Origin of the sequence: Mesorhizobium sp. ES1-3 (genome assembly GCF_020164795.1) — a bacterium.
Taxonomy (GTDB): Bacteria; Pseudomonadota; Alphaproteobacteria; order Rhizobiales; family Rhizobiaceae; genus Mesorhizobium.
In genome coordinates, this window is record NZ_JAIUGW010000044.1 from 1 (window position 1) to 15,836 (window position 15,836).

10 protein-coding genes are annotated in these 15,836 nt (G+C 60.4%); 9 read left to right on the forward strand and 1 reads right to left on the reverse strand.

All coding sequences use genetic code 11. From position 1 onward, the window contains the following. Positions 1–1,696 precede the first annotated feature (1,696 nt). Complete coding sequence (locus LB536_RS30210; protein ID WP_224598915.1) at positions 1,697–2,245, reverse strand: DUF3352 domain-containing protein; 549 nt, start codon at positions 2,243–2,245, stop codon at positions 1,697–1,699. A 568-nt stretch (positions 2,246–2,813) separates the two neighbouring features. Here LB536_RS30210 and LB536_RS30215 point away from each other — a divergent pair. From LB536_RS30215 to LB536_RS30255, 9 genes are read left to right on the forward strand one after another with little or no spacing between them, the layout of a single operon-like run. Next, positions 2,814–4,661 carry a peroxidase family protein gene (locus LB536_RS30215; RefSeq protein WP_224598916.1) on the forward strand — a complete coding sequence of 616 codons (1,848 nt, stop codon included), beginning with the start codon at positions 2,814–2,816 and terminating at the stop codon, positions 4,659–4,661. Next, the gene (locus LB536_RS30220; RefSeq protein ID WP_224598917.1) at positions 4,646–5,545 is read left to right on the forward strand and encodes a hypothetical protein; all 900 of its coding nucleotides are present in this window, start codon (positions 4,646–4,648) and stop codon (positions 5,543–5,545) included. The genes LB536_RS30215 and LB536_RS30220 overlap by 16 nt, the downstream gene beginning before the upstream one ends. Then, entirely contained in the window at positions 5,542–6,897 is a 1,356-nt protein-coding gene (locus LB536_RS30225; protein ID WP_224598918.1) for an NADH:flavin oxidoreductase, read from the forward strand. The genes LB536_RS30220 and LB536_RS30225 overlap by 4 nt, the downstream gene beginning before the upstream one ends. Continuing rightward, positions 6,894–7,319 carry a hypothetical protein gene (locus LB536_RS30230; protein WP_224598919.1) on the forward strand — a complete coding sequence of 142 codons (426 nt, stop codon included), beginning with the start codon at positions 6,894–6,896 and terminating at the stop codon, positions 7,317–7,319. The genes LB536_RS30225 and LB536_RS30230 overlap by 4 nt, the downstream gene beginning before the upstream one ends. 27 nt (positions 7,320–7,346) lie before the next feature. Continuing rightward, positions 7,347–8,804, forward strand: a complete 1,458-nt coding sequence (locus LB536_RS30235; protein WP_224598921.1) for a c-type cytochrome — start codon at positions 7,347–7,349, stop codon at positions 8,802–8,804. Positions 8,805–8,815: 11 nt separating this feature from the next. Beyond that, positions 8,816–9,235 carry a hypothetical protein gene (locus LB536_RS30240; protein ID WP_224598922.1) on the forward strand — a complete coding sequence of 140 codons (420 nt, stop codon included), beginning with the start codon at positions 8,816–8,818 and terminating at the stop codon, positions 9,233–9,235. Continuing rightward, entirely contained in the window at positions 9,232–10,626 is a 1,395-nt protein-coding gene (locus LB536_RS30245) for a c-type cytochrome (protein WP_224598923.1), read from the forward strand. Before LB536_RS30240 ends, LB536_RS30245 begins: the two co-directional genes overlap by 4 nt. Before the next feature lie 14 nt (positions 10,627–10,640). Then, a complete protein-coding gene (locus LB536_RS30250; protein ID WP_224598924.1) occupies positions 10,641–14,216 on the forward strand; it encodes a S8 family serine peptidase in 3,576 nt (1,191 codons plus the stop codon). Positions 14,217–14,218: 2 nt separating this feature from the next. Beyond that, positions 14,219–15,679 carry an MBL fold metallo-hydrolase gene (locus LB536_RS30255; RefSeq protein ID WP_224598925.1) on the forward strand — a complete coding sequence of 487 codons (1,461 nt, stop codon included), beginning with the start codon at positions 14,219–14,221 and terminating at the stop codon, positions 15,677–15,679. Positions 15,680–15,836 lie beyond the last annotated feature (157 nt).

The following is a 15,836-nucleotide window of genomic DNA, read 5'->3' on the forward strand; positions in this document are numbered from 1 at the left end:
CATCACATTCGCCTACCACAACGGTGACGAGGCTATCCTCAAGGCCAAACGTGATCCTTCTTCAACAGCCTGCTAGCACCGGTTCACTTCCGCCAGGCCGCTATGAGATGACCGCGATTTTGAATGGGAAGGTCGTAAAACGGCAAGAAGTAAGCGTTGGGATCCTCGGTCAGGGATCAGACATCACCTGCGTGGTACCTTAGAGATGACTGTCGAGGAAACTAGTACCAAATTCAACGCGGCATGGACTGCGATATCCGCGGTGGCAGCCTCAGTGATTGCTTTCGTCTCGACACTGGTTGCTAGCCCCCCTACGTTATGGCGAGATGCCGGGTCTCAGCCGAACTTTATCTCCTATATTGTGACCGCAATTGTCTCGGCTGTGATATGTAGCTATCTAGTTGCAAAAACTACAAGGCGCCCGACAACCCGCCCCGTCACAAAGAGGTTTTTCTTAGCAGGGCTTGCGGCTTGCATTGTCTATTACGTTTCCTCTGCAGAGCTTAGTTGCCCTTTTGTTGACAACCGTATGTCTATCGGCTGGACATACCTTCCCACAGCTGCAAATTATATTGCGAAGAACCCGCAACTGAGCTGCAGTCTCGTGATTGCTGATTTTGTAGGCGATACAGATAACATATGGCCTAGGTTTGAAATAATCGGATCCTGGCTAATTGTATTGGCACTATATGTGATCGCGGTCTCAATATTGTGCACGATAGTGGTACGATTTTTGCAATCTCTGACTGCAGGCTAGTGCGTGACCGCTTCTGCCGACACTCAGCCAGCGTCAGCACACAGTCTAAGCCGCTTGAATTCTAAGCCCAGGCCCTGGCAACGAACCGCCAGCTCGAATTGGTGATGCCGGTAAAGCCGGTGCCGCCCTTGTTGAGAATTTTCAGCGAGCCGGTATGATGCTGATCCCTTGCACAGTTGCATCGGTGGTGTTGAGCGCCGGGTTGACCGTGATCTCATCGGGGCTCGAATAGCCGGCGTTTCCGGTCGTACATTGGATGTAGCCGGCATACAGCTTCGGTTGCACCCCAAGACCGTGTGCCAACGTCAGAGATCCACCAGCGGTGATTGTCTGCTGTCCGCTATCGTACGACTTCGTGAAACGGAACCGTCACCCATTGAGGCGCTGTCGCCCCAGCGTTCATCTGGAGTACCTGCCCCGCGGCTCCCTTAGCGAGCCTGGCCAGTGCCTTTGCGCTGGTGAGGTAGAGCACATCGCCCGCAACGGTTCCCGGCAGGGAGCGCCGCAAAGAGCTTCTGCGCTGCGCCAACGCCGACAACAATCAGATCATCATCGGTGTCCCACTGGATATCGCCCTCTGCCGTCGGCGTAGGCGCTCCGCTTTGCTTCAGCGCCAGCGTAGGCGCGACGATGGTAGGCGAATTGCTGCCGTACGGTGCCGATGCCGCGCCCTGGTAGCTCATGCATCGCCAGTTGCCGCCGCCCAGGGAACGCATGCGGGCTACATCGCCGGCTACTGTGGTGATATTCAGCGCGAGCGACCGTCGCGGGGTGAACGTGCTGGCGAACTCGTCCGGTGGGAGCGGCCGGAGGGAAGCATGCAACTCTAGCAAGAATAACAGATCATCCGTTCGGATCACCCTTAGCCCAGCAGCGCAACCAATCGACCGCTAGCATCTGATCTCCCCGTCGGCTCAAAAGATGCCTAGTCGGGCCGAGTCATGTTTTTTTGCAGTACTTCAATGGTAAGTACGGCGGCAAAATTGGTACAGATTTAGACGTTCCACCAAAACTGACCATATTTTGATATATGCCAACGGCAGTGACCGGCCCTCCGGGAACGTCATAATGGTCTGTCTTTGAGTATACAGGGCTAGGAATTGTTATTTGTTGCGGCGGAAGCTGATCCACGGTAAGACTTTGCTCTTCGCGACCTCCGATGTTACGGAATACATGTTCAGTAAGGTCCGTTCCCTTGCCGCTTCCAACAATAAAGCGTCCTGACACGTCGTTGAATGGCGCCCAGCCGTCCGGGCATGTGTCGCTTAAGTCGAATGCCATTATGGCCCCCGCTGGAACTCCATTCACCCATTTCGGTGCATTATCTTTCAGATAAAGAAACCAGCCCGCGCCAGCGAGGGCGATCAAGGCAACAACGCCAGCAACAGTGTATTTGGCTACCTGTTGGATGGCTTCCCTTCTGATCTCTTTGCGGACATCGGTTGGAAGGCTGCTTGTTGCATTCTCACCGTTCCCCGAAACTGACATCTGCAATTCCCCCGAATTTGCGATAGATCACCGAGCGCGCCAGAGGCGCTCTTTTTCTGCACGAGGAATGTCGAAATTGTACGCGTCGAAGCTCAAATAGCCGAAGAGCCTAAAACAGGTCCTGTTTGTATACATAGCTTGCCGTAACAATCGAAGGCAAGCTGAAAAAGTGCAACCAATCGAGTGAGCGCCTGCCGGTTTCCAGTTTTGTCTGATCCGGTTAGCCATTTAGATCAGACTGAGAACGCCCTGCGTCACCGATTGCACTCCATTTTCTCCAGGTCGGAAACTTATCCGCGTCTCGTCAACCCCGACCCTCGACACGATGGCAAGCAGCGATTGCAATCCACACTCGCATCTATCCTCGAGGTACGTACGCAAACAACTGGCTAATGATAATTTCGATGCGAAGCTTGAGATTGAAATGTTGCGAATTCTCAGACTATCGGCCAATCAGAGATACTAGTACGCATAAAAATATGTGACCGGCGGAGCCAGTGTTGTCTATTTGATTCCTCCCATATTTGTGTAATAGTTCCGGTCGGCGTCGGAGGGGGAGCGCCGCAAGATGACGGCAAGTTTTTTTGACCGCGCCCTGATGATCTTTGCGCGCGCCACTGAAAGATTCGCGCCATGGCACAAGATACCATTTCTTGCCGCCATTGCGACATTGGAAGGTGTCCGCGCACGCATGCGCTGGAATAACATCTACGCGCGAACGCATGATCTTTCGTTGACGCCCCCACAGGATATTGACGTTCTGTCGACCCGCATGGCGAACGGCAGCTTCAATGATCTTGGTGAGCCGGCCATGGGAATGGCGGGCACTCGGTTCGGACGTAATTTCCCCATCGACAAGACGTTTGGCGCCGAAGGCAAGGCACTGACGAAGCCCAGTCCGCGCGAGATCAGCAAGCAGCTGCTGGCGCGCGGGGAGTTCGTTCCCGTGCCGCATCTAAACGTGCTTGTTTCGGGCTGGCTGCAGTTCATGGTGCATGACTGGCTGAGCCACGGGGCAAATCTGCGCGAGGATCCGTACCGGATCCCGCTCGAAAATGGTGACGACTGGTACGAGGACCCAATGACAATCCAGCGCTCGGTGCCCGATGCACCGGGACCGCAGGACGAGGGCCGTCCAGCCGCATTCGCCAACACCGAAACGCATTGGTGGGATGGATCGCAGATCTACGGTTCGACGATCGAGCGGCAAATGCTTGTCCGCACCGATCCTGCCACCGGCACGGTTCGCCCCGACGGTAAGCTGGGGCTGAGCATCACCGAGAACCTTCCAATTCTGTCTCCTGACAGGGATCCCGGCGATGTCGAAGGGGGCCGCTTCGACAATCAGGAACTGGCCGGCGTCACCGGCAATTGGTGGATCGGCCTTTCGATCTTCCAGACGCTCTTTGCCCGCGAGCACAATGCGATCATCGACCGGCTCAAGATCGAGTATCCCGAAAAAGATGGCGAATGGCTGTTTCAGAAGGCGCGGCTGGTCAATGCCGCGCTGATGGCCAAGATCCACACCACCGAATGGACGCCGGCATTGATGAACTCGCCGACAGGTCGCTTCGTCATGCGAACCAACTGGTGGGGAATGACCGGGGAGCATTTCACGCGGGCGTTCGGCCGTCTAAGTGACAATGAAGCGATTTCAGGGATCATGGGCTCACCCACCGACCACCATGCGGCTCCTTATGCCATGACGGAGGAATTCGTCGCCTGCTATCGCATGCATTCGCTGATCCCCGAAGAGTTCGTTTTCCGCAGGGCTCGGGATGACAAGGTCATCTTCAGCAGCGACATGTTGGGTGTGTCGCACGGCAAGACCTCAGGCGTATATGCCAAAGCGAGCTTCGACGACATCGTCTATTCGCTGGCAACCAGCCATCCAGGCGCGCTCGTGCTGCATAATTTTCCCAATGCGCTGCGCAATCTCCCGGTCAATCCGGAGAAGGGGATATTCAAGGATCTCGCCGCGACCGACATCCTGCGCGACCGCGAACGAGGCGTGCCGCGTTACTGCGCCTTCCGGCGAATGCTGGGCATGAAGGTCCCCGCATCGTTCGACGAACTGACCGACAACATAGAATGGGCCAGTCAGATCGCGGCGATCTATGAGCGGGTCGAGGATGTCGATCTGCTGGTTGGAACGCTTTGCGAAAGCAATGGCGGCACGCCAACCGGTTTTGGCTTTTCAGATACGGTGTTCCGCATCTTCATCCTCATGGCGTCACGCCGGCTGAAGAGTGACCGTTTCTATACGCGCGACTTCACCCCGGAGGTCTATACACCGGAGGGGTTTGCCTGGGTTGCGGACAACGACCTTCGTTCTGTGATGACGCGTCATTGCCCGGCGTTGACGTCTCGCTTCGCAGATGTGCGCAACCTCTATTTCCCATGGGCGACAGGATGAGCAGGATTGCGATCCCTGGGCTGGTCGACATTCTGCCCATCGATGACGCAGCGACGATCGCCGTGATCGCCGCCGACCGCCGGTTCGACCGTGAGTATGTACGTCGCGGACCCATGCTCAACCGCATCGTCCTTGGCCGCGTTCGTTCGATCCTGACTCTCGCCGGCGCACCATTGCCGCCAGTTGCCGAGCACGGGCCGGTGCGGCCTGCCCCATCGCAGAGCGCGACGCAGGCACGGCTCGATGCGCTCGCGGCCGGAGGCCTCGCCGGACCGGATATCGATGTGCTGGCGGCCTATGTGCGCGGCGAAGGCGGGGCCACGCAGGGCGGCAAACTCGCGCAGCAGGCGGTCGGGCGGTTGTTCGATCCATATTACAGCGCCGATGATGAAAGCTGGTCGGCAGCGCTGGTGTTGCGCGATGCGCCGAGCAGCTTCAATCCGCTCAAGCGGTTGATCTGGGCGCTGACCGGGCGGATCGCCAAGGCGCGCGAGCTGCTTGCCGGGAAGGTCAACCAGGATCCGACCGGGCTGCACGGCACGGGCGTTGCGATCCACAACCTCGCCGAAGCGTTTGCGCGCATGCGTACGCTTTACGCGGATCCGGCGGCACGCGGCCAGAGTTCGCCCGCTGCCGCAGTCGCCGCCGCGATGGTCGCGCCTAAGCAGGTGCTGCGCCAGCCGACCGTTGCCGGAACCAGTCCGGCCGGGCCGTTCACGGAAAATACGCTGGTGCTGCTGCAACTCGAGAAGGCCAATGCCCGCACGCCGGGATACGACATGGCCTTCATGGCGGGAAGCTGGAGCGCGTGCCCGGCGCAGGGCTGGGTCCCTGCCCTGCTGGCAACGGTATGGCGCGACGCAATCGGAGGGTCCGCGCAATGACCGACCGACAGATGTTCTCGCCACTCGAATTCCGCCACCTGACGGTAAAGAACCGAATTTTCCGGTCGAGCATCTCGGGCCGGTTCGACCAGGAAGACGGTGCCCCGACGCAGACCCGGATCAATTGGGAATCGAAGTTCGCCGCTGGTGGCGTCGGCGCGATCATCTCTTCCTATGTGCCGGTGCTGATCGAGGGTCGGATCATCGCGGGCTACGGCACCATCCATCGCGATGAGTTCATCCCCAACTGGACCAAGCTCGGCGAGTCCGTGCACGCGCACGGCGCGAAATTCATCATCCAGCTCAGCCATTCCGGGCGGCAGCTCGATCTGCCGGGCATCCACAACAAGCACCGGGTCGCGCTCAGCTCGACCAGCCAGCGCGAGCCGATCAACGGCGTTCCCTGCCGCGCGATGGGCAAGGCCGAGATCGATTATACGGTGCAGGCGTTCGCTAACGCGGCATGGCGCGCGCGCGAAGCCGGTCTTGATGGCGTCGAACTTCATTCAGCCAATGGTTATCTGTTTTCGCAGTTCCTCAGTTCCGGGATCAACGACCGCACCGACAAGTATGGCGGTAGCCTGGAGAACCGCGCTCGGTTCCTGCTGGAAGTAATCGCCGCCATCCGCGCGCGCGTGGGCTCGAACTTCCATCTTCAGGTCAAGCTCGGCGGGGTCGACAACAACAACGTGATGCCGTGGGAGAAGAAGGGCAACACGCTGGAGGATTGCGTCCAGATCGCCAAATGGTGCGAGGCGGCGGGCGTCGACGGCATTCACGTGTCGAGCGGATCGAGCTTCCCGCATCCGCTCAACCCGCCGGGCGACTTCCCGCTGGACGTGCTGGCCACGACCTATGACACGATGATCACCTCCGGTGATTTCGGTATGCGCAACTTCCTACTGTTCCGCTACAGGCTGCTGCGGCCGATCTTCCACTGGATCTGGTTCCGGATGAAGAAGGGCTTGCCGGTCGAGGGCATCAATCTCGAGGCGGCGCGGGCGGTGAAGGCCGCTGTCAAGATCCCGGTGATCGTGACCGGCGGGTTCCAGACCGCCTCGGTGATCGAAAAGGCCATCGGCAACCAGGTGTGCGATGGCGTGACGATTGCTCGGTCGCTGATCGCCAACAACAACCTCGTGAAAATCTGGGAGAGCGGCAAGGATCGGCCCGACCGGCCCTGCACCTATTGCAACAAGTGCCTGGTCAACGCGCCGAAGAACCCGCTCGGCTGCTACGAGGTGTCCCGGTATGACAACGACTACGACCGCATGGTCGAGACGATCATGTCGATCTACTCGACCCATCCGGATCTCAAGGTGTCGGCAAGCGAGGGATTGGTGACGCAATGACCAACGAGACGCTTCATCGTGGGTTCATGGCCGAGGCTGCCTGTTCTGCGAGGGTCTGGTACCGAACGACGCTTGGCGCGGTCTTGCTGATTGAGGCCGCTGCTGCCGTTGCGCTGCTGGTGTCGCCACTCGGCGTGTCGAGGCTGATGAAGCTCGGCGATGATGCCGGCACGGCTTGGCCGCGCATTGCGGGCCTGCTGCTCCTGTTGCTCGTCGTCTACATGCTGCTTGGCCGGACGATGCCGGCAGCGGCCAAGATGTCCAACATCCTCGGCTTCGTGGCGCGCGCCCTGCTCGGCATCTTGCTGATCGCGCTGTACGGCCGCCTGGCCATCGTCGGCGCGGTCTGGCTGGTCGCAGCGATCGTGCTGGCTTTCTTCTACTTCAAATATTTCAAGGCCGAAGTGATGAACCGCCCCTGACGTAGTCAGTGATAGGGAGGGCCGAACATGGTTGCTGGTTCCGTCGCACAGAGGTGGCGCAAGAGCGCCTGGTGGATCGTGCTTGGCGTCATCGTTCTACTCGGGCTGATCGCCTACTCCCTGTTCAGACAGGCGTCAGCGGTCGACAGGCCGGTGCCCTATGCCAACGATGCCGACTATTTCAAATATGGCTCGGTCAGCAGCGATGTCGGTGGCATCCCGTACTGGATCTGGGCGACAATGCCCGAGGTCTGCCGTGGCGATCTGCCCGGCGGCTATGCCTCGCTGGGGGTGATCCAGGAGCCCGGCAAGCCGACGCCAATCGGCTTCTCGGTGCGCAAGGTCGGCTTTGTGGATCAAGTCGGGCCAAATTGTGGCCTGTGCCACACCACGTCCGTGCGCGAAACGCCGCAAGCGACGCCAGTCGTCTATCTCGGCGCTCCGGCGCAACAGCTCAATCTGATGGGTTATTTCGGATTTCTGTTTTCCTGCGGGAGCAATCCGTCGTTCACGACCGAGAATGTCGTGGCCGCGATCGAGCAGCACAAGCCCCTCGGCTTTCTCGAACGGCAGATATATTCGATCGCCGTGCCACGGGTGAAGAAGGCGCTGATCGAGGGCAGCGCCCAGTTCGCCTCGATCACGGTCGGTCGTCCGCCTTGGGGGCCAGGCCGCGTCGATACCTTCAACCCCTACAAGGTGCTGGTCTTCCACGACGACATGTCGAAGGACAAGAGCATCGGCACTGCGGACTTCATGTCGATCTGGAACCAACAGTCGCGCGACGGAATGTGGCTGCACTGGGATGGTAACAATGATTCACTGGACGAGCGCAACCTGTCGGCCTCGATCGGTGCGGGCGCGACCCCAACGACACTTAGCGATCCCGCCAACATGGCCGGGATCATCCGAATCAAGAATTGGATAACCACGCTACCTCCGCCGCGCTATCCATTCCCGATCGACGGCGCCAAGGCCGACGCCGGCGCGCGGGTCTACGAAGCACAATGCGCGTCTTGCCATGAGGAGGGTCACAAGGATTATGGCACAGTAATCCCGCTTGCCTATCTCAAAACCGATCCCGAGCGGCAGTACGCCTTCGACGAGGCAATGGCGGCGAAGATGAACACCATCGGCGAGGGCCAACCATGGGCCTTCCATCGCTTCCGTATGACCGGCGGCTATGCCAGCCATCCGCTTGACGGCATCTGGCTGCGCGCGCCCTACCTGCACAATGGTTCGGTGCCGACGTTGGCCGAGTTACTAGCGTCACCGGCCGAGCGTCGCGCCACCTTCTATCGTGGCAACGACGTTTATGATCCGGTTCGGGTCGGTTTTGTCTCCGATGTCGCACAGGCCGGGTCGCGACATTTCTACCTGTTCGACACGCATGATCGCGGCAACGGCAATGGCGGCCATCTCTACGGGACCGGCCTGTCGCCCGCCGACAAGGATGCGCTACTCGAATATCTGAAGACCGAATAGGGAGCGATGCGATGTTCGACACGCGGGTTCTGTTTCGGATCGTCGTTTGGTTGGGCGTGATCGCCAACTGGTCGTTCGGGCTTTGGGTGGTCTTCGGCGACGGCAACAGCCTGCTGGCCATGCTGCGGCTCGGCCATCAGGACAGCCTACTGTGGCTGTATAACTACTCGATCCTGCTGATGATCCTCAGCCTGTTCTATATTCCCGCGGCGCGCGATCCGTTCCGCTACCGCGTCAATGCCTGGCTGCTGGTGGTCGGAAGACTGGTGCCTTCAACCACTTTCCTGCTAGGCGTGGTGCTGGGTTACATGCCGAACGGGTTCCTGACGCTGTTCATGGCGGATGGCGCGTTCGGCCTGATCGAATTGTTCCTGCTGCTCAACATCTTCCGCGAAGGCCCGCGCCCGCGCGATTACGGCTATCGGCAATGAAGCGCTGGCGCACCCTCGTCCGCTGGGCGGCATGGCTGTGCGCCGCGCTGATTGTTGCAACCCCACTCGCTTATCAATGGCTGTTTCCGGTGCCGACGCGCTATGTATCGGATGCCGATCATTTCAAGTACGGCTCGATCGGCGTCGAGGCCGCGCAAGGCGTGCCCTATGAGGTGTGGCGCACTCTGCCAGGCCTGTGCCTCCCGCTTTCCGAGCGCGCGGGAGGCTTCAGCAAATTCGGCTTCCAGTGGGAGCCGGGCCACGCGACGCCGGTCGGCATGCCGGTGGAGACGGCGCTGGTGCCGCGGATCGGGGTCAATTGCGCGATGTGCCATGCCGGCCGGGTCGAAGGACCCGACGGCTTGTCGCAATTGATCGTCGGCGCTCCCAACACCAGCCTGAACCTGCAGGCCTATTTGCGCTTCCTGTTTTCGTGTGTCGGCAGCGACAGATTCACCGCCGATGCGGTGCTGGCGGAAAACACCCGGCTGGGTGACGGGCTGAATTTCTTCGAGCAGCTCTTCTACCGAACTCTGGTGATCCCGCAGATGAAGACCGCGATCGCCACACAAGCACGCCAGATGGCGTTCATGGAGAGCCAGCCTGACTGGGGGCCAGGCCGTGCACCAGGCTTCCAGCCGGCGAAGATCCAGGTGCTCGGGATCCCATTCGACGGCACGCTGGATATTGTCGATATTCCCTCGCTGTGGGCGATGCAATCACGCGACTGGAAAGGCCTTCACTGGGATGGCGCGAACACGTCATTGCACGAGGTGTTCCTGAGTTCTGGAATCGGCAACGGCGCCACCGGAAGCACGATCGATCTGCCGAGCCTTGCGCGCGACGAGGCATGGGTACGGGCTCTTCCCCCGCCATCCTATCCATGGCCGATCGACAAGGCACAGGCGCAAGCGGGCAAGGCGATCTATGCCGCCGATTGCGCGTCTTGCCACGACACCGGCGGCGACAGGGCGGGCCAAGTGATCCCGCTGCGGATGGTCGGCACCGATCGCAACCGCGTCGATGCCTTCACGCCGGAGACGGCGCAAGGCTTCGCTGCGCTGACGGGGTATTCGTGGCGCTACAAGGGATTCCGTAAGACCGGCGGCTATGTCGCGGGCCCGCTTGACGGCATCTGGGCTCGCGCGCCCTACCTTCACAACGGCTCGGTGCCCACACTTGCCGCACTCTTGAGTCCGCCAGCCGCCCGCCCGGCAAAATTCCTGAGAGGTTCGACGCGCTACGATCCGGTCGATGTCGGCTTTGCGGGAGATTCCGGCACCGCGTTCGATACCAGCCAGCCCGGCAATGCGGCCACCGGACATAACTGGGGAACCGACCTTTCGGAGGCGGAGAAACGTCAGTTGATCGAGTATCTGAAGACACTCTGAACGAGGGCAAAGCAATGCCAATTGAAGCCAAAGGTCTTCTCGTCAAGATTCGGGCGGGCACGGCCTTTGCCGACGCCAACCGGGATATGCTGGGCAAGATGGAGGTCATCCTCGACGTCCCGCCGGGCAGCACCGGCGGCATGGGCCTCGCCGCCGACGAGCACACCCAGTGGATGACGGTCGACGCGGGCGACGACCCGTGGGACCGCGCGCATATGCTGATGGCGCAGGGCTTTTCAGCCGATGCGAACAGCGTACTTGCCGCCGAACCGGATGTCGTCCAGCAGTTTCCGACGGACCGGACTGCCAAGGCCGTCAAATGTCAAAGTGATCCGCCGAAGACCAGCGGCGGCTTGGTGGCCGGGCCACATTTTGCCTGGCACCTCGATGACAATTTCTCCGGCCTGCGGAAGGCGCGCGACAGCGTGAATGCCATTGACCAGCAAAAGGTGCTGATCGCTCATCTCGACACCGGCTATGACCCTGGCCACAAGGCGCGACCCGCCAACATCCTGACCGCGCTCGAACGCAATTTTACCGACGAGGGCAAGCCCGACAGCGCCCAAGACGTGACACCTGATGACATCGGCCAAAATCCCGGCCACGGCCCCGCGACGATCGTGCTCCTCGCCGGTGGCGATCCGGGTGGGCTTCCCGATGGGATCACAGGTGCACTCGGGGGCATCCCGAATGCCCGGATCTTGCCGATCCGTATCGCGGATTCCGTGGTGCGCCTGTCGACCAGCACAATGGTGAAGGGCTTTGCGTACGCGCTGGACAACAAAGCCCATGTCTTGTCGATGAGCATGGGCGGGCTGGCCGCCAGCGCCGTCGCCGACGTCGTCAATCAATGCTACGAGATGGGCATGGTGATGGTCGCCGCCGCCGGCAATTTCATCGGCGGCATCCCGACGCCACGCTCGATCGTCTACCCTGCGCGCATGCGGCGCGTCATCGCTGCGACCGGCGTGATGGCCAATGGTGCAGCCTACTTCAATCTCAATGTCGGCACGATGCAGGGCTGCCATGGGCCCGACGCCAAGATGGACACAGCACTCGCCGGCTGGACGCCAAACACGCCGTGGGCCGAACTTGGCTGTCTCACCGACGTGGATCAGGACGGTTCGGGAACCTCGTCGGCGACGCCGCAGGTCGCGGCCACCGCCGCCTTGTGGATCGCCAGCAATTTCGCCGCGTATCAGGCCTATCCGCAGCCATGGCAAAGGGGAGAAGCTGTCCGCCAGGCATTGTTCCAAGGGGGGCGCAGAACCACGCCGCTCTTGAACGCCGCGGCGGTGCGCGAACTCCTCGGCCAAGGCACGGTCGACGCATTGCGCACGCTCAAGATCGAACCCGCCGCCGCGAAGAGCCTGACACGTGCGCCGGTTGCGTCGGCCTCCCTTGCCTGGTTGAAATTACTGACCGGAACGGGTGTGGGCGTAGCGACGTCGGCCGCATCGCCTCGTGCCGCAATGCTGGGGCTGGAAGTCCTGCAACTGACCCAACTCGATGAGCAGTTGGCAAGCATTCTGCCAGATCCCGAAAGTGGCGCTGCCAGCGATGCCGACCGGAAGCTTTTCCTTGAGGCGGTTCGCGACCGCACTCTGGGGTCGAAGGCGCTCAATCGCGCGATCGATGTGGCGCTTGGGGTCGGCACCACCCTACTGCCTACGCTGCCGCTTGCACGGCAGGTGCCCCGTCCGACAGCCCCCGTATCTCCCAGGCGTCCCGATCCGCCGGAGAACCGGCGCCTGCGCATCTATGCGCTCGATCCGAGCCTAGGCGGGATCGTGTCCACATATGCCGAGCAGATCGCCACAGTCGAGGTGCCGTATGAGGTTGATCATAAGGGCCATTCGATACTCGAGGCGGGGCCAGTCGGCGAGTATCTTGAAGTCGTCGATGTCGATCCCGCCTCCAACCAGTTCTACCAGCCGGTCAATCTCGAAGACCCGCGCCTGATGCTGACTGATGGATTGGATCCTTCCGAAGGCAATCCACAGTTCCACCAGCAGATGGTTTATGCCGTCGGTATGCGCACGATCGCGAGCTTTGAGAATGCGCTCGGTCGTCGCGCGCTTTGGGCTCTGCACAAGCCTGCCAGCGGCCAAGGCTACGAATACGTTCAGCGGCTGCGTATCTATCCGCACGCCTTGCGCGCGAAGAACGCCTACTACAGTCCCGACAAAATCGCGTTGCTGCTTGGATATTTCCCTTCGGAATCAACCAATGACGACAGCACCACGCCAGGCACGATGGTGTTCAGTTGCTTGTCGGCCGATATCGTCGCGCACGAGATGACGCATGCTCTGCTCGACGGTTATACGCCGGGCTATCGCCAGGCATCCAACCCCGATGTCGGCGCTTTCCATGAAGCGTTCGCCGACATGGTCGCACTGTTCCAGCATTTCCAGTATCGCGATCTTGTCCGCCGGCAGATTGCCAATACCCGTGGCGATCTTGGCGCGGCCTATCTACTCAGCGGGCTGGCCAAACAGTTCGGGGAGGGTTTGGGCAAGCACGGAGCCTTGCGCGACTATCTGGGCAAGTATGACGATGTCGAATACAAGACCAGCTTCGAGGTGCACAAACGGGGCAGCCTACTGGTCCTGGCGGTCTACGAGGCATTCGAGGCGATCTTCGAAATGCGTACCCGCGATCTCTTCCGGCTGGCAACCGGCGGCAGCGGCGTGTTGGCGCAAGGGGCAATCCACCCCGATCTGGTCGAGCGGCTTACCGACGAGGCCTGCGTGGCGGCAAGCCAAGTCTTACGGATGTGCATTCGCGCCCTCGACTACTGCCCTCCGACAGACATCACCTTCGGCAGCTTCCTGCGGGGGTTGATAACCTCCGACGTCGAAACAATGCGCGAGGAAAAATATGGCTACCGCATCGCCTTCATTGAAAAGTTCCGCGCGCTTGACCTCCTGCCGGCAAATCTGCGGACGGTGTCGGTCGAGACATTGTGCTGGCAACGGCCGTGGGAAGAGCGTAGCCCCCCTTGGCTGAAGCCGGCCGTGAACGAATTCAAGATCGACTGGCGCAGCGATCTCGACCGGGCGACCATCTTCCATGACAGCCGCGCGCGTTGCGCCGAATTGCACGGCTATCTGCTCAAGCAAATGGTACGCGGCAAAAAAAGCCTGGACGATATCTGCAGAACGCTCAGGCTGCAGCGTGACCTACAAGGATATGACGAATATGGCGTGGTCAACACCACGTCCGGGGCTCCTCATTTCGAGGTCCGCAACGTTCGCGCCGCACGGCGGGTGCTGCCCAATGGTCGGCCGGCCGAAGAGATCATAGTCACGCTGATGCAGCGCAAGCCGGTGCCGCTCTATGCCGAAAATCCCGGCGCGGGTTTCTTCTGGTACCATGGCGGATCGACCGTCGTGATCAATCCCAACAAACAGGGCGAACCCGAGATCAAATACGTCATCAGCAAGCCGGTCTACAGCCCGGACCGACTGGCGCAGGAACGGGCGTTCAGGACCAATCCGCCATCGTCGGGAACGAGATCGATGTATTTCAGCGATCAAGGCCTGGCCGCGCGCGAGCCGTTCGCCGCGCTGCATGCTTCGGAGGATTGAATATGACCACTCCTGCCGCCACCAACAGCTTGACGCTTCGCCTGTATTGCCACGGCCTGGGCGACTGCAATCTCATCGGCGTTCCTGACGACAAGGGCGGGACCTTCTGGATATTGATCGATTGTGGGGTTCACACTTCGGCCCCTGGCGGCTCCGCGCGCGTCAAAGAGGTGGTTGCTGATATCCTGAAAATCACGCAAAGGCTCGACGTGATCGTCGGCACCCACGAACATTGGGATCATCTTTCCGGTTTCCTGCAGGCCAAGGATCTGTTCGACAAATTCTCGGTGGGCGAAGTCTGGTTTGCCTGGACCGAGAATCCGGCCAATCCTGACGCTCGCCGAATCGACAGGTTCAAGGGCGCTGCGCTGACCGCCCTGGTCGATACGAGCCTTGCTCTGGATAGTCACCCGCTGATGGAAGCCGAGGCCCAGGGGATAAATGCGCTTCTCGGCTTCGTCATCGGGCTGGATGGCGAGAGGGTGCGCGATGCGCGAGAGCACCTGCGGGCGCTCTCGCGCAATGTCCGTCATCTTGCTCCGGGCGCAATCGTGCCCTTGCCGGCCGCCGCCGGCGCGATCAAGGTCTATGTGCTTGGCCCGCCGCTGGACCCCACATTGTTTCAGATCCAGGACAGTGCGAGCCAGACCTATCAGATGTCGGCGACGCTTGGCGCGCTTATGAATGGCCTTGCTATCCAAGCGGATGGTTTGAGCATCAAGAACGATCCCTTGGCTCCCTTCGATGAGGGCGCGGGACTTTCCCTTTCAGCGTCGCTCGCTGGCAAGGAAGCAGGTTTCCCGAAAGACCTGGCATTCCTGTCGCGTCACTATGCAGGGCCGGTGACCGGACCGAAACTTCCGCCCGGTGTAACGAGATCCGCAGACCAGGGCTGGAGGCGGATCGACAGCGACTGGTTGAGCAGCGGGAGCGACCTCGCGCTCCAGCTGGACAGCAGCACCAACAACACCAGCCTTGTTCTTGCGATCGAAGTCGTGGCGACAGGCAAAGTGCTGATCTTTGCAGCCGATGCGCAGATCGGCAATTGGGAGAGTTGGGCGAAGGTGACCTTCCCGAACGAGGGCAGCACCACTCCTGTTACGGGCGCAGACCTGTTACGCCGCGCTGTGTTCTACAAGGTCGGTCATCATGGCAGCCGGAACGCCACGCTGTCGGAGAACGGGCTTGAACTTATGGTGAGCCCCGAACTCACTGCGTTCATCCCGACCGACGAGGCGATGGCAAAGAAAGTTGGTTGGTCGGACATCCCTGCGAAGAAGCTGCTTGCCCGGTTGGCGGAAAAGACGGCGGGCCGTGTCATAAAATCTGATGACAACTGGATTCAGCAGCAGTCAGAGGATCTAGGCGTAAAGATCGGCGGGTCGCTGCAGAGCATCACGGTACAACATGGCGGCCCGGGGCCGTTCGAGGGTGCGCCTTATGTTGAGATTATGATCGGCTAGCAAAGCAGAAAAGCCACTTTGGTGGACAGGCTACTGCTGGGCGCCAAGAGTGCATCATGCAGCTTTGGCAACTGCCGCATTCTAGGGCGTAGTGACGATTTAACTACCTGAGCCAGATAGCGATAGCGGCAAGTTTGACAAAGCCCATGAAGTTGGC